Annotated in this window: 19 protein-coding genes; 13 read left to right on the top strand and 6 right to left on the bottom strand. The window is 71.3% G+C overall.

The features are described 5' to 3' along the window. Positions 1-164: 164 nt before the first annotated feature. Complete coding sequence (gene lexA / locus ACIHAA_RS00385) at positions 165-944, bottom strand: transcriptional repressor LexA (protein WP_399810991.1); 780 nt, start codon at positions 942-944, stop codon at positions 165-167. Between the two features lie 610 nt (positions 945-1,554). On the opposite strand from lexA, the gene nrdR reads away from it, so the two are divergent. Together nrdR and ACIHAA_RS00395 are read left to right on the top strand one after the other, a co-directional pair. Further along, the gene (gene nrdR / locus ACIHAA_RS00390; RefSeq protein WP_399810993.1) at positions 1,555-2,115 is read left to right on the top strand and encodes a transcriptional regulator NrdR; all 561 of its coding nucleotides are present in this window, start codon (positions 1,555-1,557) and stop codon (positions 2,113-2,115) included. A 177-nt stretch (positions 2,116-2,292) separates the two neighbouring features. After that, positions 2,293-5,181 (top strand): vitamin B12-dependent ribonucleotide reductase, encoded by a 2,889-nt coding sequence (locus ACIHAA_RS00395; RefSeq protein ID WP_399810995.1) that lies wholly within the window; start codon positions 2,293-2,295, stop codon positions 5,179-5,181. A gap of 82 nt (positions 5,182-5,263) precedes the next feature. Here the strand turns inward: ACIHAA_RS00395 and ACIHAA_RS00400 are convergent, their stop codons facing one another. Beyond that, the gene (locus tag ACIHAA_RS00400; RefSeq protein ID WP_399810997.1) at positions 5,264-5,797 is read right to left on the bottom strand and encodes a TerD family protein; all 534 of its coding nucleotides are present in this window, start codon (positions 5,795-5,797) and stop codon (positions 5,264-5,266) included. A 149-nt stretch (positions 5,798-5,946) separates the two neighbouring features. Here ACIHAA_RS00400 and ACIHAA_RS00405 point away from each other — a divergent pair, with 149 nt between their 5' ends. From ACIHAA_RS00405 to ACIHAA_RS00415, 3 genes are all read left to right on the top strand, one after another. Beyond that, positions 5,947-6,552, top strand: coding sequence for a YdbC family protein (locus tag ACIHAA_RS00405; protein WP_399810999.1), 606 nt, complete (start codon positions 5,947-5,949; stop codon positions 6,550-6,552). Between the two features lie 199 nt (positions 6,553-6,751). Continuing rightward, a complete protein-coding gene (locus ACIHAA_RS00410; RefSeq protein WP_399811001.1) occupies positions 6,752-7,411 on the top strand; it encodes a histidine phosphatase family protein in 660 nt (219 codons plus the stop codon). Positions 7,412-7,423: 12 nt separating this feature from the next. Then, positions 7,424-8,326, top strand: a complete 903-nt coding sequence (locus ACIHAA_RS00415; protein WP_399811003.1) for an ADP-ribosylglycohydrolase family protein — start codon at positions 7,424-7,426, stop codon at positions 8,324-8,326. A 49-nt stretch (positions 8,327-8,375) separates the two neighbouring features. Here ACIHAA_RS00415 and ACIHAA_RS00420 read toward each other — a convergent pair whose 3' ends face one another. Continuing rightward, positions 8,376-9,665 (bottom strand): acetyl-CoA carboxylase biotin carboxylase subunit family protein, encoded by a 1,290-nt coding sequence (locus ACIHAA_RS00420; protein WP_399811006.1) that lies wholly within the window; start codon positions 9,663-9,665, stop codon positions 8,376-8,378. Positions 9,666-10,148: 483 nt separating this feature from the next. Here ACIHAA_RS00420 and ACIHAA_RS00425 point away from each other — a divergent pair, with 483 nt between their 5' ends. Both ACIHAA_RS00425 and ACIHAA_RS00430 read left to right on the top strand, forming a co-directional pair. Continuing rightward, a complete protein-coding gene (locus tag ACIHAA_RS00425; protein ID WP_399811008.1) occupies positions 10,149-10,850 on the top strand; it encodes a ribonuclease HII in 702 nt (233 codons plus the stop codon). Positions 10,851-10,919: 69 nt separating this feature from the next. Further along, the gene (locus ACIHAA_RS00430) at positions 10,920-11,531 is read left to right on the top strand and encodes a hypothetical protein (RefSeq protein ID WP_399811010.1); all 612 of its coding nucleotides are present in this window, start codon (positions 10,920-10,922) and stop codon (positions 11,529-11,531) included. A gap of 575 nt (positions 11,532-12,106) precedes the next feature. Here ACIHAA_RS00430 and ACIHAA_RS00435 read toward each other — a convergent pair. Both ACIHAA_RS00435 and ACIHAA_RS00440 read right to left on the bottom strand, forming a co-directional pair. Next, complete coding sequence (locus ACIHAA_RS00435) at positions 12,107-12,742, bottom strand: hypothetical protein (protein WP_399811012.1); 636 nt, start codon at positions 12,740-12,742, stop codon at positions 12,107-12,109. A gap of 234 nt (positions 12,743-12,976) precedes the next feature. Continuing rightward, positions 12,977-15,232 (bottom strand): RecQ family ATP-dependent DNA helicase, encoded by a 2,256-nt coding sequence (locus ACIHAA_RS00440; protein ID WP_399811014.1) that lies wholly within the window; start codon positions 15,230-15,232, stop codon positions 12,977-12,979. Positions 15,233-15,366: 134 nt separating this feature from the next. Here ACIHAA_RS00440 and ACIHAA_RS00445 point away from each other — a divergent pair, with 134 nt between their 5' ends. The 6 genes from ACIHAA_RS00445 (at position 15,367) to ACIHAA_RS00470 (ending at position 23,982) form a co-directional block, all read left to right on the top strand. Beyond that, positions 15,367-17,061, top strand: coding sequence for a DUF4192 family protein (locus ACIHAA_RS00445; protein ID WP_399811016.1), 1,695 nt, complete (start codon positions 15,367-15,369; stop codon positions 17,059-17,061). 189 nt (positions 17,062-17,250) lie between these two features. After that, on the top strand, positions 17,251-18,009 hold the full coding sequence (locus ACIHAA_RS00450; protein ID WP_399811018.1) for an NUDIX domain-containing protein: 759 nt from the start codon (positions 17,251-17,253) through the stop codon (positions 18,007-18,009). A 106-nt stretch (positions 18,010-18,115) separates the two neighbouring features. Beyond that, positions 18,116-19,858 (top strand): ATP-binding cassette domain-containing protein, encoded by a 1,743-nt coding sequence (locus ACIHAA_RS00455; protein ID WP_399811021.1) that lies wholly within the window; start codon positions 18,116-18,118, stop codon positions 19,856-19,858. Positions 19,859-20,022: 164 nt separating this feature from the next. Then, a complete protein-coding gene (locus ACIHAA_RS00460; RefSeq protein ID WP_399811024.1) occupies positions 20,023-20,910 on the top strand; it encodes a FadR/GntR family transcriptional regulator in 888 nt (295 codons plus the stop codon). 610 nt (positions 20,911-21,520) lie between these two features. Further along, positions 21,521-23,044: an RNA polymerase sigma factor gene (locus tag ACIHAA_RS00465; protein ID WP_399811026.1), complete on the top strand. Its 1,524-nt coding sequence runs from the start codon at positions 21,521-21,523 to the stop codon at positions 23,042-23,044. A gap of 119 nt (positions 23,045-23,163) precedes the next feature. Beyond that, positions 23,164-23,982 (top strand): serine protease, encoded by an 819-nt coding sequence (locus tag ACIHAA_RS00470; RefSeq protein WP_399811028.1) that lies wholly within the window; start codon positions 23,164-23,166, stop codon positions 23,980-23,982. 108 nt (positions 23,983-24,090) lie between these two features. Here ACIHAA_RS00470 and ACIHAA_RS00475 read toward each other — a convergent pair whose 3' ends face one another. Next, positions 24,091-24,321, bottom strand: a complete 231-nt coding sequence (locus ACIHAA_RS00475) for a hypothetical protein (protein WP_057611313.1) — start codon at positions 24,319-24,321, stop codon at positions 24,091-24,093. Between the last annotated feature and the right edge of the window lie 363 nt (positions 24,322-24,684).

Raw genomic sequence — 24,684 nt, forward strand, 5'->3', positions numbered from 1 at the left:
GGTGGCCACCGCTGGGGGCAGGGCTCATGAAGCCCTGCCCCCAGCGGCTACCGATGCGGCGCGGGTCGCACCCGGCGCCGGACAGCACAGGGCCCCGGAACCGGCGCAGGGGTCCCGGGGCCCGGATCAAGGGGGCGTCCGAAGGGCCGCCCGCCGCGACCGTGTCACACGCGTCGCAGCACCGCCACCACCTTGCCGAGGATCGTCGCCTCGTCACCGGGGATCGGCTGATAGGCCGAGTTGTGGGGAAGCAGCCAGACATGGCCGTCCTCCCGCTTGAAGCGCTTGACGGTGGCCTCGCCGTCGAGCATGGCGGCGACGATGTCACCGTTCTCGGCGACGGGCTGGCGGCGGACCGTGACCCAGTCGCCGTCGCAGATCGCGGCCTCGATCATCGAGTCGCCGACGACCTTCAGCACGAACAGCTCGCCGTCGCCCACCAGCTGTCGCGGCAGCGGGAACACGTCCTCGACCGACTCCTCGGCGAGGATGGGCCCGCCGGCGGCGATCCGGCCGACGAGCGGGACGTAGGACGCGGCCGGCTTCCCGGCGGTGTCGGTGGGCTGCACCGAGGACGCCTGGTCCGAGCCGCGCACCTCGTAGGCGCGCGGGCGGTGCGGGTCGCGGCGCAGGAAGCCCTTGCGCTCCAGGGCCATCAGCTGATGCGCCACCGAAGAGGTGCTGGAAAGGCCCACTGCCTGGCCGATTTCGCGCATTGACGGCGGGTAGCCGCGGCGCTGCACGGAGTCCCGGATGACCTCGATCACCCGGCGTTGCCGGTCGGTCAGCCCTGAGCTGTCCGCCCGGATGCCTGGAGGTCGTCCGGGCAGGGACCTCTTGGGCCCCTCAGGGTTCGTGGCTTCGTTCATGGTGTGCACCGGCTCGAGTCGGCCCTGGGAGCGGTCCTGGCCAGTGATGGTGGCACTGTCTGCGGTGGTGGTCACGTCGGCCCCTCTCGATGGTCTCCCGTGCAGGACAACGGTAGTTGCTTTCGAAAGGTTGCGCCAAACACACGTTCGAGTGAAAAACGCCGAATTAACTGACGTAAGGGGGTCTCGGGGTGTATGGCGCGAGCTGTCCCGGCATCCCCCGACGGCCCTCGCGCGGAGGCGGAGCGAGCAGGAGCGGAAGAGGGGGCGCGGTAGAGAGTGTGGACGTGCTCGCTGCGGTACTGTCCGGCGCCGCGGCGAAGGCCTTGTGGGCCGCCGCGGCGGAGCCGTTCTCAGTCTGCCACCCGGCTTCGCGCAGGGCGCGTAGCCGTCGCTCCTTCTTCCTTTTCTTCCATGCGCCGTCCACCGGATCCCCGCACGGGTCCCGCTCCGCAGCGCCCCCTGGCCCCCCGTCTCCCGGTCCGCGATGGTCCGCGATGGGCGTGTCGCGACCGCATGGTGCCAGCCGATCGCTACATCTAGTGGTTGGATTGAAACTCTGGCCCACAAGTTGTGGTCCCCGCGGTCTTCCCCACTCGGGCGATCGCCTATGCTTGAGGCTGCTTCGAGGGATCCCTGAGGTCCGCGGGGTCCATGAGTCGTGCTGAAAAGGAGGGTTGGAGCCATGCACTGCCCCTTCTGCAGGCACCCCGACAGCCGTGTGGTCGACAGTCGTACGACCGACGACGGAACGTCCATCCGCAGGCGCCGCCAGTGCCCCGACTGCTCCCGTCGTTTCACGACCGTGGAGACGTGCTCGCTCATGGTGGTGAAGCGGTCCGGAGTCACCGAACCCTTCAGCCGTACCAAGGTCATCAACGGTGTGCGCAAGGCATGCCAGGGACGGCCTGTCACCGAGGACGCCCTCGCCCAGCTCGGCCAGCGGGTCGAAGAGGCGGTCCGGGCCACCGGGAGCGCCGAGCTGACCACCCACGACGTGGGTCTGGCCATACTCGGCCCCTTGCAGGAACTCGACCTCGTTGCCTTTCTGCGCTTTGCGTCCGTCTACCGGGCGTTCAACTCGCTGGAGGACTTCGAGGCCGCCATCGCGGAACTCAGGGAACAGCAGCGGGACTGCCCCGCCGCGGACGACGGCCGCGAGAGTGCCGTCGCGGAGCGTCGGGGAACCGACCGCGGTGCCGGGGGGACGGCAGGCGCCTCCGTGCCCGCCACCACCGCCGACTGACGACAGCGGGCGGACACGCCGGTGAACCACCGGCAGGCATCGCCAGTCGGCGGTGCACACAGACCTGTCATGGGCGACCCCGTACGCGCGGGCGCGCATGACCATGCAGACATTCACATCGTGCCAGGGGAAGAAAAGGGCACTTCAGGGCGTTTTCGCCCGGTAGAGGGAGGCGGCATGACAGAGACCGCGAGCGGTCCGGCGCGAGGTTCCCGAGCCAAGGGCGCCAAGGCCACCAAGGGGCTGCGGATCGAGCGCATCCACACCACCCCCGGCGTGCACCCGTACGACGAGGTCGAGTGGGCGCTCCGTGACGTCGTCATGACCAACTGGCGCGACGGCTCGGTCAACTTCGAGCAGCGCGGCGTCGAGTTCCCCGAGTTCTGGTCGGTGAACGCGGTCAACATCGTCACCAGCAAGTACTTCCGCGGTGCCGTCGGCACCCCGCAGCGCGAGACCGGCCTCAAGCAGCTGATCGACCGCATCGTGACGACGTACCGCAAGGCCGGCGAGGACCACGGCTACTTCGCCTCGCCCGCCGACGCGGAGATCTTCGAGCACGAACTCGCGTACGCCCTCCTGCACCAGATCTTCAGCTTCAACAGCCCCGTCTGGTTCAACGTCGGCACCACACAGCCCCAGCAGGTCTCGGCCTGCTTCATCCTGTCCGTCGACGACTCCATGGAGTCGATCCTCGACTGGTACAAGGAAGAGGGCATGATCTTCAAGGGCGGCTCCGGCGCCGGCCTGAACCTCTCCCGCATCCGTTCCTCCAAGGAACTGCTCTCCTCCGGCGGCACCGCCTCCGGCCCGGTCTCCTTCATGCGCGGCGCGGACGCCTCCGCGGGCACGATCAAGTCCGGCGGTGCCACCCGCCGCGCCGCCAAGATGGTCATCCTGGACGTCGATCACCCGGACGTCGAGGACTTCATCGAGACCAAAGTCAAGGAGGAGGAGAAGATCCGCGCCCTGCGCGACGCGGGCTTCGACATGGACCTCGGCGGAGACGACATCACCTCCGTCCAGTACCAGAACGCCAACAACTCGGTCCGCGTCAACGACACCTTCATGACGGCCGTCGAGGCCGGGGGCAGGTTCGGCCTGCGTGCCCGCAAGACCGGCGAGGTCATCGAGGAGGTCGATGCCAAGGCGCTCTTCCGCAAGATGGCCGAGGCCGCGTGGGCCTGCGCCGACCCGGGCATCCAGTACGACGACACGATCAACCACTGGCACACCTGTCCGGAGTCCGGCCGTATCAACGGCTCCAACCCGTGCAGCGAGTACATGCACCTGGACAACACGTCCTGCAACCTCGCCTCGCTGAACCTGATGAAGTTCCTCAAGGACGACGGCAACGGCCGCCAGTCCTTCGAGACCGAGCGCTTCGCCAAGGTCGTCGAGCTGGTCATCACCGCGATGGACATCTCCATCTGCTTCGCGGACTTCCCGACCGAGAAGATCGGCGAGAACACCCGCGCCTTCCGCCAGCTCGGCATCGGTTACGCCAACCTCGGCGCCCTCCTCATGGCGACCGGCCACGCCTACGACTCCGACGGCGGCCGCGCCCTCGCCGGTGCCATCACCTCCCTGATGACCGGCACCGCCTACCGCCGCTCCGCCGAGCTGGCCGCGGTCGTCGGCCCGTACGACGGCTACGCCCGCAACGAGCAGCCGCATCTGCGGGTCATGCGGCAGCACGCCGACGCCAACGCAGAGGCGGTCCGCAAGGACGACCTCGACACCCCGGTGTGGGCCGCCGCCACCGAGGCCTGGCAGGACGTGCTCCGCCTCGGCCAGAAGAACGGCTTCCGCAACTCCCAGGCCTCCGTCCTCGCCCCGACCGGCACCATCGGTCTCGCGATGTCCTGCGACACCACCGGTGTCGAACCGGACCTCGCGCTGGTCAAGTTCAAGAAGCTGGTCGGCGGCGGCTCGATGCAGATCGTCAACGGCACCGTGCCGCAGGCGCTGCGCCGCCTCGGGTACCAGGAGGAGCAGATCGAGGCGGTCGTCGCCCACATCGCCGAGCACGGCCATGTGATCGACGCGCCGGGCCTCAAGCAGGAGCACTACGAGGTCTTCGACTGCGCCATGGGCGAGCGCACCATCTCCCCGATGGGCCATGTCCGCATGATGGCCGCGATCCAGCCGTGGATCTCCGGCGCCATCTCCAAGACGGTCAACATGCCGGAGACGGCGACCGTCGAGGAGGTCGAGGAGATCTACTTCGAGGCCTGGAAGCTCGGCATCAAGGCGCTCGCGATCTACCGCGACAACTGCAAGGTCGGCCAGCCGCTCTCGGCCAAGAAGAAGGAGCCCGAACAGGGGAAGGCCGAGGCGCCCGCCGCCGTCGAGCCCACGGTGGAGCGGGTCGTCGAGTACCGCCCGGTCCGCAAGCGCCTCCCGAAGGGCCGCCCCGGCATCACCACCTCCTTCACGGTGGGCGGCGCCGAGGGCTATATGACCGCCAACTCCTACCCGGACGACGGTCTGGGCGAGGTCTTCCTGAAGATGTCCAAGCAGGGCTCGACCCTCGCGGGCATGATGGACGCCTTCTCCATCGCGGTCTCGGTGGGCCTCCAGTACGGGGTGCCGCTGGAGACGTACGTCTCGAAGTTCACCAACATGCGCTTCGAGCCGTCCGGTATGACCGACGACCCGGACGTACGTCTGGCGCAGTCGATCGTCGACTACATCTTCCGCCGCCTGGCGCTGGACTTCCTGCCCTTCGAGACGCGCTCCGCGCTCGGCATCCACTCCGCCGAGGAGCGCGAGCGCCACCTGGAGACCGGCTCCTACGAGTCCGCCGAGGACGAGGTCGACGTCGAGGGCCTGGCCCAGTCGGCCCCGCGCGCCCAGGAGCTGAAGGCCGTCGCCACCCCGCGGGCGGAGGCCCCGACGGCCCGGCCTGCCCCCCAGCAGGCGCACACCAGCGCCGAACTGGTCGAAATGCAGCTGGGCATCCAGGCCGACGCCCCGCTGTGCTTCTCTTGCGGCACCAAGATGCAGCGGGCGGGCTCCTGCTACATCTGCGAGGGCTGCGGCTCCACGAGCGGTTGCAGCTGATCCGACCCCGCCCAGGGCGGCACGGCCACCGGCCGTGCCGCCCTTCGGCGTCCTGGCCGTCCCGCGGGGGAGCGGTGCGGCGTCAGGAGCCGTGGGCCTCGCCCATGACGTGGGCGAAGCTCTCCGGGTCCGTGTCGTAGCCGTGGAGTCCCGGGCGGAGGGTCCACTCGCCCGAGCCGTCGCGGACGAACTCGGCCACCGCGGCCGCCGTGGCCCCGAGGACACCGCCGAAGTCGTCCTCGGCGAGCACGGTGTACCCCTCGCGCAGCCGCACTGCCGGATTCAGGACGTCGACGAACGTCCGGCGGCCGGTCCGCTGCTGGATCACGACACCGGCCACCACGCGTGCGTAGCGGCTGTCGAGCCGGTTGAGTTCGAGGATCATGACCTCGTCCCAGCCGAAGCCCTTGCCGTCCAGGCTGTCGCGGTTGAGGTAGATCGTGCCGTCGGGGGAGCGGCTGTCGAAGTGGACCACATAGGCGGGCGCCCCATGGGGATCGTCCGCCAGATAGGTCGCGGCCACCAGGTCGAGGTCGGTGGCCGCCCCGCCGTTCGGACTGGGATCCCACTTCAGTGCCAGCTCGACCTTGCCGAGTCCCTTGTTGAAACCGCTCATCCCGCTTCCCTCCCCGACTCCATGGCTACGCGCGAACTCTGGTGCGCCGCAGCCCAGTTGTCCATTGTGCCTCGCGCGCCGGTGCACTCGTCGGAGTGCACCGGGCCGGAGAGTGACCGGCGCCACGCGATGGGCCGTACGATGGCGCGGTGCTGGTCAAGTGGACTCGCTGCACCGTGGTGGACCGCCGCGGTTTCGAACGGGGGCAGCGGAAGTGGGCGGGGCTGCCGGGGGAGCCGGGCTTCCGCGGGCAGGGCGGGGGCTTCAGCAGGGTGAGGCCCGGTGTCGCGCATGTCTTCGCGTTCTGGGAGAGCCGCGCCTTCTACGACTCCTTCATGGCGCGCTCCCACGACCGGCTGGCCGCGTCGCAGTCCGGCACCTTCAAGGATCAGCAGGTACGCCTGTTCGACCACCGCTTCGATGTGAAGACCGGCTTCGAGCCCCGGTTCTCGGACGCCGATCTGGTGCGTGTCGCCCACTGCCGGGTCCACGAGGAGCGGGCCGAGCACTTCGCCCTGATGCAGGAGAAGGTCTGGAACCCGGCCATGGCGGGCTCGCCCGGCATGATCCGCGGACTGTTCGGCGAGGGCCCGGGGTCCGAGTTCCTCATTCTGTCCATGTGGCAGTCGTCGGCGGAGCACGGCAAGTACCGCGAGGAGCGGGTGGAGCGCCTGGCGCTGAGGGCCCGGACGGAGGCGGACGTCGCCGCGCTGACCGGCGACATCGTGGAACTGGAACCCTCCTGGACGGTGTGAGGGCCGAAGCGGTGTGACGGTCGGGGCGGCCCCGGGTTCCGGGCGGCGCGAGGAGCCCGGTCGGCCGCGTCTCCGACCCTCTCACGGCCCGATGAGTTTGGAATCCGGACCGAGTGCGTGGGGAAACACACGGTGTGACCTGCGCCGGGGGAGGCCCCTCGAGTGCCCGTTCGGCCGTCACTCGATCTAGGGTTTTGGCATGGCACGACCACGGCGCATCGTCCTTGTCCGGCACGGCGAGTCGGTGGGCAATGCCGATGACTCCGTGTACGAACGCGAACCCGACCATGCGCTGCGGCTGACCGAGAAGGGCTGGCGGCAGTCGGAGGAGACGGGCAAGCGGCTGCGGGAGGTCTTCGGCCGGGAGCAGGTCAGCGTGTACGTCTCCCCCTACCGCCGCACCCATGAGACGCTCCGCGCCTTCCACCTGGACCCCGATCTCGTCCGTGTGCGCGAGGAGCCCCGGCTGCGCGAGCAGGACTGGGGCAACTGGCAGGACCGCGAGGACGTACGCCTCCAGAAGACCTACCGGGACGCGTACGGGCACTTTTTCTACCGCTTCGCCCAGGGGGAGTCCGGCGCCGACGTCTACGACCGGGTCGGCGGCTTCCTGGAGAGCCTCTTCCGCAGCTTCGAGGCCCCCGACCACCCGCCGAACGTCCTGCTGGTGACCCATGGACTGGCGATGCGGCTCTTCTGCATGCGCTGGTTCCACTGGACGGTCGCCGAATTCGAGTCGCTCTCCAACCCCGGGAACGGCGAGACGCGCATGCTCCTCCTCAAGGAGGACGGCAGATACACCCTCGACCGGCCGTTCGAGCGCTGGCGCGATCCGGACCCCTACTGGATCACGGGATAGAGTGGCGGAGAGATGATCGCTGACTCTCCCGAAGGACGTGCGGTACGCGCCCTGGCGGCCCTGCGAGGGCTGGCACTGGGGGACGCGCTCGGCGCGCAGTTCTTCCTCCCCGCGAACTATCCGCTGCTCCAGCGCCGTGAGCTGCCGTCCGGACCCTGGCCCTGGACGGACGACACGGAGATGGCCTGCTCCGTGCTCGCCGTACTGGCCGCGCACCGCAGGGTCGACCAGGACGCGCTGGCCCGGTCCCTGGCCGAGCACCACGGCGCCGCCCGGCGCCACGAACCGGCGATCGACCTGCTGCTGGAACGCATCGCGGCCGGGGGCGACTGGCGTGAACTGGCCGCCGCGCTGTTCCGGGGCCATGGCTCCTGGGGCAGTGGCGCGGCGGTACGGGCCGCCCCCATCGGCGCCTGGTACGCGGACGACCCCGAGCAGGCAACCCACCAGGCGGAGATCTCCGCCTACCCGACCCACCAGCACCGCGAGGCCGTTGCGGGAGCGATGGCGGTCGCCGCGGCCGCCGCCCTGGCCGCGGATCCCGCGGGACCGCCGAGCGCCGCGGCCCTCCTCGACGGGGTGATCGCACTGGTGCCCAAGAGCGCCGTCGGCATGGGACTGCGCCGCGCCCGGGACATGCTCGACTACGGCGACGCGGGGACCGTCGCGGCCGTACTGGGCTGCGGGCGGCGCACCACGGCGCACGACACGGTGCCCTTCGCGCTGTGGTCCGCGGCGCGCGCCCTCGGCGACTATCGGCAGGGTTTCTGGGCCACCGCCCAGGTCGGCGGGGACATGGACACGACCTGCGCCATCGTCGGCTCGGTGATCGCCTCCGGGAAGCCGGGGACGCCGCCCGCGGAGTGGCTCCAGCAGGTGGAGCCACTGCCGCACTGGGCTCCGGAAGCCGCCTAGGCGAGGCCGACCGGGCCGGGGCGTCCCGCCTTTCGGGGGTGAGGGCCGCTCAGGGCGCCACCTCGTGCGGGGTGGCTCCGCCGAGGGGCCCGGCGCACGGTTCCGCCGAGACATGGAAGCGGGCCGACGCTGCACGGACGGCCCGCTCCACCGAGGCGCTCGTCGGGCCGGTGAAACGGAAGCGGCCGCCGACGTGCTCGTAGTAGGCGTCCGCCGCGGGCAGGATGTCGCCCGGCTGGAGCAGGGCCGCCGCGTAGAGCCCGGGAACGCTTCCCGCCAGGGGTGTGACCTCGGTGATCCGGCAGGGCCGCTCGGCCGGTGCGGGGACCAGCAGCCACCCTCCGACGCCGGGGGAGGGCGCCTCGGCCTTCTTGGGCTGCTCGCCGACCTGTAGGGCGAACGCTGCCTCCATCAGGTCGTATCCGTGCACGTCGCGCCAGATGAAGGGGATCTCCGCCCCGCCGACCCGCGCGCCGGTCTCCAGGAAGGAGCAGGTGCGGGTGGAGTCTTCGGCGACGCCGACGAAGACCTCCAGGTGGAAGACGGTGGAGGTGTCGGTGAGCGCGCCGAGGAACCGCCGCGACCAGGTGCCGACGGCCGCCAGGACGTCCGGGTCGTCCTCCTCGACCGAACCCAGGTGGGCGCCGTCCCGGAAGCCGAGGCAGTCGTTCACATAGCGCGAGGCCCGCCAGATCTCGGGGCGGCCGTCGCGGTACAGCCCGTCCACGTGGTAGATCGGGTCGGCCACATGGGCCTGGGCCATCAGGGCCGTGTCCGCGGGCCAGGACATCTCGGCCAGGCCCTCGGGGCCGCGGACCACGCGGACGCCCGCGCTGGAACTGCCTCGCGTCGGCTTGAGCACCACCGGCCAGCCGTGCCGCTCGGCGAAGGCGGCCACCTGCTCCCGCCCGCTGACGGCCTCGAAGGCGGGCACCGGCAGATCCGCGTCCGCGATGCGCCGGCACATCTCCAGCTTGTCCCGGAAGGGCAGCAGATCCGCCGGGGTGGCGCCCGGAAGGCCCCACTCCGCGCGCAGCTGAGCCGCGATCAGCAGATCGTCCTCCTTGAGGGCCACGATCGCCTTCGGGGCACCGAAACGGGCGGCCAGCTCCGCGACCGCCTCGCGCACCACGGCCAGGTCGTCCGTGGCGGGGACCTCGATGACCTCGGCCGCCGACCGGGGAACGCCCCGCGCGCCCACCTCGGTGGTCACATAGGTGACCGCGTGGCCGGTGTGGTCGAGGTACTCCTCGTAGTGCGCGTACCGGTCCCGCCAGCGGTGGATCACGAGGACATGGGGACGCGGCCCGCCGCCGTCCGGAATTCCTGGCGTCGGCATGCGCTGAAACCCCCTGGGACACCTCGCGCGACGGCTTCGGCCTCCGCGCTTCCGATCACCCCCGCCACTCTCGCCGACGTCCGAAAAGCCTTGTGGTCCTGGGGAATTAACATCCGGGGACCGCAAGCGGTACGTTCCGCGACGCGGAGGGGCAGCAGTGCATTCCGGTGGTGAGGAGGTCAATGCCGCCATGGTGAGGACGTCAATGCCGCCATGGTGAGGACGTCAATGCCGCCATGGTGGGGACCGTCGTTGCCGCAATGCCGCTGGTACCCAACTTGCCTGATTCCGAGGGTACTTCCCGACGCATGAGCGCTGATCGGTGCCTGAGTCGTGCCCGAGCGCGGCGCCGGGATCCTTCGGAAGGTGCTCAAGCCCCCGGGCCTGGCCCGGGCGGGTCGCGGCGGGCGGTTCGGCGCTTCCGCCGCCGCCCGGGGACCTGGGTGTCGCCGCGGGGCCGGGGCGGCGTAGGCTTGGGGCGCCATGCCGTACGAACCGCCTACCCACACCGTCGAGCGCTCCCTTCGCGCAACGACCGGAGCGAAGGTCATCGCCGGTGTCGACGAGGTGGGGCGCGGTGCCTGGGCCGGTCCCGTCACCGTCTGCGCCGCGATCACCGGACTGCGCCGACCGCCGCTGGGACTCACCGACTCCAAGCTGCTCACCGTCAAGCGACGGACCGAGCTGGCCCAGGAGTTGGAGCAGTGGGTGACGGCCTACGCCCTCGGCCACTCGTCCCCCGAGGAGATCGACCAACTCGGGATGACGGCCGCGCTGCGGCTCGCCGCGGTACGCGCCCTGGAGACCCTGCCCGTCCGGCCCGACGCGGTCATCCTCGACGGGAAGCACGACTATCTGGGGACGCCCTGGAGGGTGCGTACGGTGATCAAGGGCGACCGGTCCTGCGTGGCGGTCGCCGCGGCATCCGTGATCGCCAAGGTTCGCCGCGACAAAATGATGGCCGAACTGGGTATCGACCATGCAGACTTCGGTTTTGCGGCCAACGCCGGGTATCCCTCGCCGGTGCACAAGGCCGCGCTGGAGGAGCGGGGTCCCACCCCGTACCACCGCTTGACGTGGGCGTATCTTGATGCGCTGCCCCAGTGGCGGCACCTCAAGAAGGCCCGCGCCTGGGCGGACGGACACGCGCCGGAGATCGAAGGCCAGCTCGGTTTCGACTTCTGACCCGTTCCGATCGCACTCATGTGCCACCCGCCGACGCGACTAGCACCGGCGTTTGATAAAAATCAGCCCATGCCTCTCATTCCCGAGGAGCCTCAGATTCACGAGAGCGCCCAGGGTCCCCGCGCCACGCCGTCCGCCGGCCGCACCGCGCCGACCCCCCGTCCCGTTCCCGGCCCGCGTCCCGCGGCCCCCGCGCGCCCCGGCCGTCCGGGGCCCGTTCGGCCGATGCCGGCGCAGCGCACCCCGCGCGAGCCGCTCGCGGCCAAGCCCGGGCCGTCCGTTCCCGCGGTCACCCCGCAGGTCCAGTTGATCCCGGCCTCGGCCGAGGGCGCGCTGGACGCTGCCGAGGAGGCCGTCGACCTGCTGCTGGAATCCGGGCGCGTCCCCGGCGACGTACTGGTGATCACCACCGGTGAGTCGCACCCGTGGGCCGCGCACGAAATGTCGTTCGGCGAAGCCTCGTACTGGGCGCAGCACGACGCCCGCGACGACGTCTTCTACGCCGACGCCTCCGCCCTGTCCCGGGCCGCCGCCCGCCCGGTGGTCGTGGCCGCCGTCAACGGCGGCTCGGACGACGCCGTCAATGCCGCGCTTCCGTTGGCGCTCGGCCGGGCCGACACCCTGCTGATCGTCTGCGGCGACCCGGCGCAGATCAACTCGGCGCTGGGCGCGGGCGTCTGAGCGGTCCGGAACCGGACCGCTCGGCACGCACACTTCCCGTCCGACGTCGACGCTGACGCCGACGGCCCGGAGCCGGGCTGTTCACGCGGCAGGGGTGACCCGGTCGGCCGGGGAGTGCGTGGCGGCATTCGCACAGAGGCCGCTTCCGCACACCCATTCGGAGCCGCCGGGCATGTCCGGAGCCGGGGCGCGGCGGTCCGCGGCGTCCGCCCGGACGACGCGCCTTCCGGACTTCCGGGCCACCGCTCCGGGAGCGTACGCCGGGGAGCCGCGCCCCGGGGCACACCTGCCGCTTGGCACGGCGCGACGCGGCTGCGTGCGTCCGTGCCCGTGCCCGTGCCCGTGCCCGGGAGGCTCGTCGGCAGTGACGCCCGGTGCCCGGGAAGCCCGACGGCCGCGTAGCTCGCAGGGGCTCCCGTGTGGCGGCGCTGCCCGCGCCCAGGCGGATTGCCGACGGGGGGTACGGCGTAGCTCCCGCGGGCTCGTCGGGCAGCGGCGCGCCGTAGCTCGGGAGCTCGGGCATGTCACCGGCCGTGCCGGGGATGCCGCTGGCCTGCCGCCTCGTGGGCGGGGCCTCAGCGGGCGGCGGCCCGGCGCAGCACCTCGGAGGCGACACCTCCGGTGCGCGGCCGCGGGGGTGTCCCTCCCGACAACCCGAAAGCCTCCGCCGAGGACTCCGCGCTGGGGCGGCGCCCGCCGCGCCCTTCGCCGAGGACCTGCCACCCCTCACGCGTCAGCGTGATGTACGCACCGCAGCGCAGCCCGTGCAAGGTGCATGCGTCGCGCAGCCCCCACATCCAGGCCCCGTCCTCCTCCGTCCAACGCCCGTCGCCCTCACGGCAGTAGAGCAGTACTGCCGTCCGTACGGGCGTGCGGCGCCGCAGATCGTGCGGGATGATCCGGCGCAACTGGGCGAGAAGCGCATTGCGGAACATCCAGCCGTCCGCCGGTGCCGGACGCCGTGTGAACGAGGCGCTCGCGCACAGCCGTTCGTCCGGGTCCAGAACGGCCACCACGGCCGTCGACAGCCCCGGCCGGTGGAGTTCGTGCAATTCGCCGACGACTTCCCGGGGATTGCGCAGAAGGGGTATCCCGGCGGCGGCCCATTCGGCGGGCTCGAGCATCCGGGCCGACGGATTGGCGGAAGCGGCGGACGATTCGGCGGAGGACGATATGGAGGCCGCCGAGGACGGAGCGAATCCGAAGGTCACGATCCTCCCTTCGGCTACGCGCCCACACTGCGGGCGGGGTGGGACTCGGGGGGCGCACACCGCAGCAGGGCCCTGTCGGATCAGACACGAGCCGTGCGGGGGGGCGGACCCCCAATTCTTCCCGTCGAACTGGAAAGCGGCAACGAGCAATTGGCAGCACCGGCCTGTTTGTGCTGATGTGTGGCCTATATCCCCGCTAAAGGTTTGTTCCACGTGTTCCCCGGAGAGGACGGCTCACGCCTGCACGGCAAGAACCATGGGCAACACCCCCTCCGCTCCGGCTCGCCGCAGCATGCGCGCGGCGACCGCCAATGTCCAGCCCGTCTCCGTCATGTCGTCCACGAGCAGCACGGGACCACCGGCCGCCTTCAGGGCTTCGGCGAGCGCGGGCGGCACGGTCAGCGCCCCGTCGAGTGCCTTCAGCCGCTGTGCGCTGTTGCTGCGCGGCAGCCGCGGGATGTCGCCCGTGTACGCGACGGAGCCCAGCAGGGGCAGCCGTCCCGTCTCCGCGATCCGCGCTCCGAGGGAGTGGATCAACTGCGGACGGGTCCGCGATGCCATGGTGACCACGCCGACGGGCCGTGGCTGCGCGTCGGGACCGCCCGAGGCCCAGCCGCCGGGTCCCTTCGCCCAGTCGGCCAGCACCCCGACGACGGCTCGGGCCACGTCGTCCGGCACGGGGCCGTCCGGGGCCTGGGGCGCCAGGACCGGCCGCAGCCGGTTGCCCCAGCCGATGTCCGACAACCGCCCGAGGGCCCGCCCGATCGCGGCCTGCTCACCGGCCGGGATGCGCCCCTTCAGCTCGACACCGACGGCCGGGAGCCCGGTCGGCCACATCTTGCGCGGCTCGACCTCGACACCCGCACGGCCGAGTTCACCGCGGGCCGCGTCCAGGGCGGCGGGGGAGACGGAGTCGGCGAAGGCCGGTCCGGCGCAGTTGTCGCAGCGCCCGCAGGGTCCGGCGCCCTCGTCGTCCAGCTGCCGCCGCAGGAACTCCATCCGGCACCCCGCCGTCGTCACATAGTCGCGCATCGCCTGCTGCTCGGTCTCCCGCTGCTTGGCGACCCAGGCGTAGCGCTCGGTGTCGTACGTCCACGGAACACCCGTCGAGACCCAGCCGCCCTGGACCCGGCGCACCGCACCGTCCACGTCGAGCACCTTGAGCATGGTCTCCAGCCGGGACCGGCGCAGATCGACCAGAGGCTCCAGGGCGGGCAGCGAGAGGGGGCGCCCGGCCCCGGCGAGGACGTCCAGCGTGCGCCGCACCTGCTCCTCCGGGGGGAAGGCGACCGAGGCGAAGTACTCCCAGATCGCCTGGTCCTCCCTGCCCGGCAGCAGCAGCACCTCGGCATGCTCCACTCCGCGTCCGGCGCGCCCGACCTGCTGGTAGTACGCGATCGGCGAGGAGGGCGAACCGAGGTGCACCACGAATCCGAGGTCCGGCTTGTCGAAGCCCATCCCGAGGGCGGAGGTGGCAACGAGTGCCTTGACCTTGTTGGCCAGGAGGTCCTCCTCGGCCTGCTGCCGGTCGGCGTTCTCCGTCTTCCCGGTGTACGACGCGACGGGGTACCCGCACTGCCGCAGGAACACCGTGACCTCCTCGGCCGCCGCCACCGTCAGGGTGTAGACGATCCCGGATCCCGGCAGCTCCCCCAGATGATCGGCCAGCCAGGCCATGCGGTGGGCGGCGTCCGGCAGCCGGAGGACGCCCAGACTGAGGCTTTCCCGGTCCAGGGGCCCCCGCAGGACCAGGGCGTCCGTACCGGCCCCGGTGCCCAGTTGCTCGGCCACGTCGGCCGTCACCCGGGCATTGGCCGTCGCCGTCGTCGCCAGGACCGGAACACCGGGGGGCAGGTCCGCGAGCATGGTGCGCAGCCTGCGGTAGTCGGGGCGGAAGTCGTGGCCCCAGTCGGAGATGCAGTGGGCCTCGTCGACCACCAGCAGACCGGTCGCGGCCGCCAGCCGGGGCAGTACCCGGTCGCGGAAGTCGGGGTTGTTCAAGCGCTCCGGACTCACGAGCAGGACGTCCACGTCTCCGGCGGCCACCTCCGCCTGGATGGTGTCCCACTCCTCGGTGTTGGACGAGTTGATGGTCCGTGCGTGGATGCCTGCGCGGGCGGCCGCGTCCACCTGGTTGCGCATGAGGGCGAGGAGCGGCGAGACGATCACTGTCGGCCCTGCCCCGCGCTCACGCAGCAGCGCGGTCGCGACGAAGTACACCGCGGACTTGCCCCAGCCAGTGCGCTGCACGACAAGGGCTCTGCGGCCGTGTGCCACCAGGGCCTCGATGGCCCGCCACTGGTCCTCGCGCAGGCGGGCCCCGCCCGTCGGGTCGCCGACGAGCCGGGCGAGCACGGCGTCCGCGGCGGCGCGCAGGCCGCCGTCCGCCGCAGCCGTGGCCGGACCGCCCGGGGTGTCGGCTGCGCGCGGGGTGTCCGCCACCGCCGGGGTGGCTTCGGGTGTCGTGGGGCGCGGGTGTTCGTCGGTCATGACGTCCATGCAACCCGATCGCCGGGGCATCGTGCGAACGGGCCCCGCAATCTGTGGACAACCTCTGATGTGCTCATGATGGGAGTTGTCCACAGGCCAAAGCGGAACGTCGGGATTCGCGGGAAGGTCACGGCATGACGAACCACGACGAAGCGTCCGGCCGCCCCGGCATCGGCGACATGGGCGGACCCTCACACCACGGCGGCGAACCCGGCGGATACGGGGAGCAGGGGCCCGCGGCGCCGCCCGACGAGCCCCAGATCACCCTGCGTACCCCGGCCGAGCTGGCCGACGCCCTGCCCTATCTGCTCGGCTATCGCCCCGAGGACAGCATCGTGCTGGTGGCGCTGCACGACCGGGAGGGGCGGGGAAGGTTCGGCGGCCGTGCACGGCTCGGCATCCCCGCGCACCCCGACGACTGGCAGCCCGCGGCCCGGCAGGTGGCCCACGGGCTGGTGACCGGCAGCGAGCGCCGAGGCGCCCGGCCCGAGAGCATGGTCGTCTACCTGGTCCGGGAACCCTCGCGCGGCGAGACAGGACGCGATGTGATGGAACGCCTCCGGCCGCTCGCCCAGTCACTCCGCACGACCTGCGGCGCCCTCGACATCCCGGTGGTGGAGGCCCTGTGCATCTCCGACGGCCGCTTCTGGTCGTACTGCTGCCCGGGCCCGGACTGCTGCCCTCCCGAAGGACGGCCGATGGGCCTGCCCGGCACCTCGGTCCTGGCCGCAGCCGCTGCCTACGCCGGTGTCCAAGTGCGCGGCAGCATCAAGGAGTTCCGGGCGAGACTGAGCCCTTGGGAGACCGCGGCCGCTCTTGGGCAGGAGATCGCGCTGGACGCGGCGAGCCGCGAGCTGGTGCCACGGATCCTCGACGGCGACACCCGCGAGGACGTGGCAGCGCACACGCTCGCCCTGGCACAGCGGGTGATGGCCCGCTTCGCCGGAGCACCGCCCGTGCCGGGTACGACCGCGGACCTGCGCGACGACACGCTCCTGGCCGATGACGAGGCCGCGGCCCTGATCCTGGGTCTTCAGGACCGCACGACACGCGACCGGGCCGCGGAGTGGATGGAGGGCACCGAAGCCGTCGTGGCACTGAGGCTGTGGCGCGCCCTGGCCCGCCGCTGTGTCGGCCCCTACGGCGAGCACGCCGCCGCCCCGCTGACGCTCGCCGGATGGGTCGCCTGGTCCACCGGCGACGGTGTAGAGGCCCGCGAGGCCTTTGCCATGGCCCTGGGAGCGGACCCGGACTATCTCTTCGCGCGTCTTCTGCACCAGGCGTGCAACGAGGGCCTGGACCCGGAGACCGTCCGCCGCTGCCTGCGAACGGAGCGCGCGGGGAGGACCGGCCCGGACGCGGACCCCACGGCGACCGCGACGGCGCCGGGCGTGGACACCACGGTGACCGCTGCGGCGCCGGGCGCGGACACCACGGTGACCGCTGCGGCGCCGGGCGAGGAACCCACGATGACCGTGGCAACACCCGGTGAGGATGCCGCAGTGACCAGGACGACGGCGGACGGCGACACCGGCTCGGTCCCCGACCTGCCCGGATCCTCTCCTGACGCTTCCCGCGAGCACACGGGGAGCGGGGACCACTGCGCCCTCGGCCATGTCCCCGTGGGGAAGCGCCGAAAGGTCCGGGCGCCGAGCGGCATCAGCCGCCGTTCCCCACGGCTCCCGGAGGCCCGCCGACGGTCCCACGGCGGCCCTTCCACCGGGGACCGGACCCATCGCGATGGGCAGCCTCGGACGCCCGGAGGCAGGGACGGCCGGTTCGGATCCCGCCGCGCCTCGGGTTCCGCGAACGGAGAGGGAGCCACATGAGTGAGTCCCCTGCCGTCCGCGGCACCACCGTTCGACGGGCCGCTGCTCCGGGGGTGTGACCTCGGAGGACATGCTGCTGGACGGAGCGGGGCGGCCGCTGGTGGAGCGGTATCGGACAGATGTGGATCTGCTGTCCCGGCGGTCGGCGAAGGGAGTGTTTATCGTCAGGCAGACGACTATGATCGCGGCATGCCCTACGACCCGTCAGCCTTCCCGCCCTTCGCCGTCACCGTGGACCTGGTCGTGCTGACCGTGCGCCGCCATGCCCTGTGCGCGCTGGCGGTCCGGCGGGGAGAGCCGCCCTTCCAGGGCCGATGGGCGCTTCCGGGCGGCTTCGTCAGGGCGGACGAGGACCTCGCGCAGGCCGCGGCACGGGAACTGGCCGAGGAGACCGGGCTGTGCGCGCACGACCCTGACGTACCGGCCCAGGACAACGGTGCGCATCTGGAGCAGCTGGCCACCTACGGCGATCCCAAGCGCGACCCGCGGATGAGAGTGGTGAGCGTCGCCCATCTCGCTCTCGCCCCCGACCTGCCCGCCCCCCGGGCCGGAGGGGACGCCAACAGCGCTCGTTGGGCACCCGTGGAGGAACTGCTGCAACAGGGCGGCTACGCCAGGGAAGGCGAGCAGGCGGCGCCGCTCGCCTTCGATCATGCGCAGATCCTCTCGGACGGTGTCGAGCGTGCCCGCTCGAAGATCGAGTACTCCTCGCTGGCCACCGCTTTCTGCCCGCCGGAATTCACCGTGGGCGAGCTGCGGCGGGTCTACGAGGCCGTCTGGGGCGTGGCGCTGGATCCGCGCAACTTCCACCGCAAGGTGACGGGGACCCCGGGATTCCTCGTCCCCACGGGCGGTACGACGACCCGGCAGGGCGGCCGCCCCGCGCAGTTGTTCCGGGCGGGCGGCGCCACCCTGCTCAACCCGCCCATGCTGCGGCCCGAGGTCTGATCACCGAGCCCACCCGGCCCTCCGGCGGGAGCCGCACGGGAAAGCCTCCGACGCACGACCGTCAGGGTGACCAAAAAAACAGACATATAGCGCTATCTTGCTTTAAGTGATCAAGGCGATCGGACTGACCGGCGACGCCCGCAGGGGCCTGTCGCCCGTCGTCGACGATGTGTCCTTCGAGGCGCGCGCAGGTCGGGTGACGGCGCTCCTCGGGTCCTGCGCTGCGGACAGGACGGCCGTCCTGAGGATGATGCTGGAACTCCAACCGGGCCGCGGCATCACTTACTTCCGGGGCAGCCCGCTGCACTCCCTCGCCCAGCCGGCCCGGGAGGTCGGGATCCTCCTCGGGGACGTTCCCGGTCACCCCGCACGCACGGTCCGCGGACATCTGCGCATGCTGAGCGCCGCCGTGGGCGTACCCGCACTCCGCGCCGACGAGGTCCTCGAAGCCGTCGGACTGGCCGCCGTACGGGACGAGCGCCTGGACACCCTCTCGCGCGGCATGGACCGCCACCTCGGCCTCGCCTGTGCCCTGCTCGCCGATCCGCACAGCCTCGTACTCGACGACCCGGCCGCCGGGCTGTCCGCCCGGGAAGGCGCCTGGCTGCACGGCATGCTGCGCGCCCACGCCGCACGGGGCGGCACCGTCCTGTTCGCCACGGGCGACCCCAGGGAGGCGGCGCGCACCGCCGACCGCGTCGTCACGCTCGACGAGGGCCGGATCGTCGCCGACCAGGAGGCCGCCGACTTCGCCCGTACCCGGCTGCGCCCGCGCGTGGCCGTCCGCAGCCCGCATGCCGACCGGCTCGGCGCCCTGCTCGTCAGGGAGTCCCGAGAGGCCCGGCGTGTGATGGAGATCGTCCACGAGGAGGGCAACCGGCTTTCGGTGTACGGCAGTACCTGTGCCGACATCGGTGAGATCGCGTACCGGAACGGGATCCTCGTCCATCAACTGACCGACGAGACGGCCGACATGGGGCCCGGTGCTGCCGCCCGGACGGCGCCGACCGCCGCGGTGCACGCGGCGGAGGCGGGGGATCCGCCCTCGCTGCCGCCGCCCATCGACCCCCGGCGCGCCCCCGGCCCCCGGCGGCCGCTGCGCTACGAACTGCGCCGCGCCGCGGGGACCGGCACGAGCTCCCTCGTCGCCGCGTGCGTACTCGTCGTCTCCGCCCTCGTCTCCCTGCTCCTCGCCGCCGACGCGGGGCATGTCCCACGCCCCCGGCTGCTGGCCGCCTGGCCGACGCAGCTCCCCCTGCCTCCCGCGGCCCTCGGCGCCGGACTGCTCGGCGCCCTGGCCTTCGGGGACGAGTTCCGCCACCCTGCCCTGGCGGCCGACCGCGACGGCGTACCCAGGCGCCTGGGGCTGCTCGTCGCCAAGCTCCTCGTCACCGGCGTCACGGCGGCGGCGCTGGCCTTCCTCACCGTCGGCTTCGACTTCGAGGTGCTCTTCCTCGTCCATGGACGGGCGGCGGCGGCGCTTCCCGGCGACTGGCTCTCGGCCGGGGCGAGTTGGACCGGGCTGGTCGTGGGGTGCGCCTGGGCCGGAGTGCTGGCGGGCGGTGTCTTCCGGTCCACGACCGCCGGGCTCGCCGCGGTGCTCGCGGTGCCCGTGGCCGTCGTACCCCTGGTGCGGGGCGTCGTGGAGTCAGGATCCGTAGGAACCGCGGCGGGGTTCGCCGCCCGTATGCGGGAGGCGGCGCTGCTGCGGTGGCCGTTCGGCGGCGACCGGTATCTGGCCGCGCTGGTGCGGATGGTCGCCCAACCCGTTGGCGCCGCACTGGCCTTGTCCCTGGCCGCGCTGCTCGGTGCCTATCTGCTCACCACGGCGCGCGGCAGGATCCGATGAACGCCGTCCGTGTCGATCTGTTATCTCCCCTGTGCGCAAGTTCCTCGGAGAACGCCCATTTCTTTCCGATAAGGCGTCAATTGCGACAGGGTGAGCGATCACCCTTTCGTGTGCTTTTCACCAAAGACCTCAAGGGAGTTGGAGAGGGCGCCGACAAAGGATCCGTGAGTACCCTTGCGCACACCATGATGACCGCCGCCCGTTCAGCAGACTCCGGCCTCGCCGGACCGGGCGAACTCGACCGCTACCCCTATGCCGACGCGCCCTCCACTGACCGCGTCAGCACGCCCTCCTGGGAGGGTGCCGACCCGGAACTGGGTCGTGTCGGCCGCCGCGCCGCAGGCAGCCGCGGACGCGGCCTGCACGGCCAACTCGTCCAGCAGCTCGGCCAGATGATCGTCTCCGGTGACCTGGGCGCGGACCGCCCGCTGGTGCCGGAGGAGATCGGCCAGCGCTTCGAAGTCTCCCGCACCGTCGTCCGCGAATCACTGCGCGTCCTGGAGGCCAAGGGCCTCGTCAGCGCCAGGCCGAACGTCGGCACCCGGGTCCGTCCCGTCAGCGACTGGAACCTCCTCGACCCGGACATCATCGAGTGGCGGGCCTTCGGGCCCCAGCGCGACGACCAGCGCCGCGAGCTCAGCGAGCTGCGCTGGACCATCGAGCCGCTCGCCGCCCGCCTCGCCGCCGGTCATGGGCGCGAGGAGGTGCAGCAGCGACTCGGCGACATGGTCGAGATCATGGGCCACGCCATGGGTCAGGGAGACGCCCTGACCTTCTCGCGTGCCGACGCCGAGTTCCACTCGCTGCTCATCCAGGTCGCGGGCAACCGCATGCTGGAGCACCTCTCGGGCATCGTCTCGGCCGCGCTCCAGGTCTCCGGAGGCCCTGTCACCGGCTGCGACCGCCCGAACGAAGCGGCCCTCACCCAGCATGGCCGGATCGTGGACGCGCTGGCCTCGGGGGACGGCGCGGCTGCCGAGGCGGCGATGCGCCAACTGCTCACCGTCCACCCCGAGGTGGAGCGCGTGGTGCCCGCACCCCGCGAGCACTGACCGGCTCCGCCTTCGGTGCGAACGGGACCGGGCCTCCCGTCGCAGTGCCCGACCGCCGCGGACGGGCACCGATCACCCGCCGTCTGACTCCGTCGGATCCTTCCGGGACCCGGCGGAGCCCGACGGAGACCGGTGGTGTCCGGCGGAGACCTGTGGCCTCTGGAGGTCACCCGCACCGGTGACACCTGTCGGCACCCGGTGCCGGTGCCGGTCGCGGCCCCCGGCTGGGACGGCGCGCCGCCGTGCCCGGACTCCCGCCGTCGGGCATGGACTTCAGGACCCCGTCAGGGGAATCCGCGACGCCCGGGGGAGGGCGCGCGGAGAGGCAGCCTTCGATCGCGGCGCTTATGGATCACCTCTGCCCGTTTCTGGGTGTTTTTGAGCGGTTACGGGGTGTGACTCGGGCCACGCAGATTGGGCGTAACGCTCCACGGAACTGCGCGATGACCTAAGAGGTGATAGCCGAGGAAGGAATACGGACGCCGTTCATGGCGCTGTGCATCTCCCCGGCCCCCGCCCGCACCGTCGGCCCATCCCCAAGCCGGCGGTCGGCTCCTGTCCGTCGTGGACGGGGCCGGAAGCCGTTTTCCAACGTTCCGAGAGGTTGTTCGTGTCGGCCAGCACATCCCGTACGCTCCCGCCGGAGATCGCCGAGTCCGTCTCTGTCATGGCTCTTATTGAGCGGGGAAAGGCTGAGGGGCAGATCGCCGGCGACGATGTGCGTCGGGCCTTCGAAGCTGACCAGATTCCGGCCACTCAGTGGAAGAACGTACTGCGCAGCCTCAACCAGATCCTCGAGGAAGAGGGTGTGACGCTGATGGTCAGTGCCGCAGAGCCCAAGCGCACCCGAAAGAGCGTCGCAGCGAAGAGTCCGGCCAAGCGCACCGCCACCAAGACCGTCGCGACGAAGGCGGTGACGACCAAGAAGGCCGCCGCCCCCGCCGCTGCGGCAGCCCCGGTCGCCGATGACCCGGACGAGTCCGCGCCCGGAAAGGCCGCAGCCAAGAAGGCGGCCGCCAAGAAGACCGTGGCGAAGAAGACCGTCGCCAAGAAGACGGCGGCCAAGAAGACGACCGGCAAGAAGGACGACGTAGAGCTCCTCGAGGAGGAGGTGCTCGAGGAGGCCAAGGGCGGCGAGGAGCCCGAGGGCACCGAGAGCGCCGGGTTCGTGCTCTCCGACGAGGACGAGGACGACGCGCCCGCGCAGCAGGTCGCCGCGGCCGGTGCCACCGCCGACCCGGTCAAGGACTACCTCAAGCAGATCGGCAAGGTCCCCCTGCTCAACGCCGAGCAGGAGGTGGAGCTCGCCAAGCGCATCGAGGCCGGTCTGTTCGCCGAGGACAAGCTCGCCAACGCCGACAAGCTCGCCCCCAAGCTGAAGCGCGAGCTGGAGATCATCGCCGAGGACGGCCGCCGCGCCAAGAACCACCTGCTGGAGGCCAACCTCCGTCTGGTGGTCTCCCTGGCCAAGCGCTACACCGGCCGCGGCATGCTCTTCCTGGACCTCATCCAGGAGGGCAACCTCGGTCTGATCCGCGCGGTCGAGAAGTTCGACTACACCAAGGGCTACAAGTTCTCCACGTACGCCACCTGGTGGATCCGTCAGGCGATCACCCGCGCGATGGCCGACCAGGCCCGCACCATCCGTATCCCGGTGCACATGGTCGAGGTCATCAACAAGCTGGCCCGCGTCCAGCGCCAGATGCTCCAGGACCTGGGCCGCGAGCCCACCCCGGAGGAGCTGGCCAAGGAACTCGACATGACCCCGGAGAAGGTCATCGAGGTCCAGAAGTACGGCCGCGAGCCGATCTCCCTGCACACCCCGCTGGGCGAGGACGGCGACAGCGAGTTCGGTGACCTCATCGAGGACTCCGAGGCGGTCGTTCCGGCCGACGCGGTCAGCTTCACGCTCCTTCAGGAGCAGCTGCACTCCGTGCTCGACACGCTGTCGGAGCGTGAGGCGGGCGTCGTCTCGATGCGCTTCGGTCTCACCGACGGTCAGCCGAAGACCCTCGACGAGATCGGCAAGGTGTACGGCGTCACGCGCGAGCGCATCCGCCAGATCGAGTCCAAGACGATGTCGAAGCTGCGTCACCCGTCGCGCTCCCAGGTGCTGCGCGACTACCTCGACTAGGCCTCGGCCGTGCGACAAGGGGCTGGTTCCCACCGGGAACCGGCCCCTTTGCGTATGCGCGATCCGGCGAGCTGGATCACTGTGGGTGTTCCATCGATACGTCACAGTGAGGAGTGCACATGCGCCGCCACTTCGCCGGAGCGCTGGTCCTGTCCGCCGCGGCTGCCTTGATACAGCTGGGATCCCCCGCGCCCGCCGTGGCGGGCGGCGTCGTCATCGGGGGCTTCCCGGTGGACATTTCCCAGAGCCCGTGGACGGTCGCCATCTCCAGCCGTGACCGGTTCGGGGGTACGCGGGCCGGGCAGTTCTGCGGCGGTGTGGCGGTCGGCCCGACCACGGTCCTCACCGCGGCCCACTGCATGAGCACGGCCGTGCTGGGCGCGCCACCGGGACGCGTACGGGATCTCAGAGTGATCGCGGGGCGCACGGACCTCCTGTCCGCCCAGGGCGCGGAGATCCCGGTCCGTACCACCTGGGTCAATCCCCGGTACAACGGGGACACCAACGCCGGTGACTTCGCCGTGCTCACCCTGGCCTCCCCGCTCCCGGCGGGTTCGGCGATCGGGACGGCCGCCGCCGGGGATCCCGGCTACCGGCCGGGTACGACCGCCACGGTCTACGGCTGGGGCGATGTGTCGGGGGACGCCGACTACGCGCACAGCCTGCGCGCCGCCAATCTCCAGGTGCTCCCGGACGCGGACTGCGCGCGGGCCTACCCCGGCGGTGCGGACGGCAAGTACGATCCCGCTTCCATGCTGTGTGCCGGGGAGCCCGCGGGCGGCCGCGACGCCTGCCAGGGGGACAGCGGAGGCCCGCTGGTCGCCCAGGGCCGTCTGATCGGCCTGGTGTCCTGGGGCAACGGCTGCGGGCGGCCGGGGAGCCCAGGGGTCTATACGCGCGTCTCCGAGGTCGTCGGGACCCTGGGTGGCGCCCACTGAGCGGGCGCCGGGTGCACAGACGCGTGAAGGCGGCCATCCCGCATGATCGGGATGGCCGCCCGTTGACCGGCTACGGCGCCGGCGTCGGCTCGTCAGCGACGCGAGGCGTCAGCGCTCCTCTTCGGAGACGCTCGCCGGAACGGAGGTGAGCCGCTCCGTCTCGTCCTGTATCTCAGCGGCGATCTTCTTGAGTTCCGGCTCGAACTTGCGACCGTGGTGGGCGCAGAAGAGCAGTTCTCCACCGCTCAGGAGGACGACGCGCACGTACGCCTGTGCGCCGCATCGGTCGCAGCGGTCAGCGGCCGTCAGCGGGCTCGCGGGGGTCAGAACAGTAGTCACGTCGCCTCTTCTCTAGCTCGACGAGCTGTCGTACCAGGGTCAACATCCAACCAGGCCGAAAACGTTCCCGCTCGCGGCTTGTCCCCGGAAATTTCTTTCCGGGCCGGCTGTCTGCTGCCGGTTGGCGGCGAATGTGCCGTATTGCATGCCTTGTGTAGTACGGATTCGCGCTGTCTGTCGATTGTCCTGTCCTCCCGGCGGGGTTGCCGGTTGTTCATGAGGACGTGCCCGGAGCCTAAATGGTTCATGCCTCGAAGGGAACGTGATGTGTGCTTCACCCCCCTCTGAGGTTCGAACGCTCGTGCGACTCTGGACTAGTGTGGGTTTCGGACGAGGGTGGCGTTACAACGGCTCTACCAGGCC

This window comes from Streptomyces sp. NPDC052040 (assembly GCF_044548405.1).
Classification (GTDB): Bacteria; Actinomycetota; Actinomycetes; order Streptomycetales; family Streptomycetaceae; genus Streptomyces.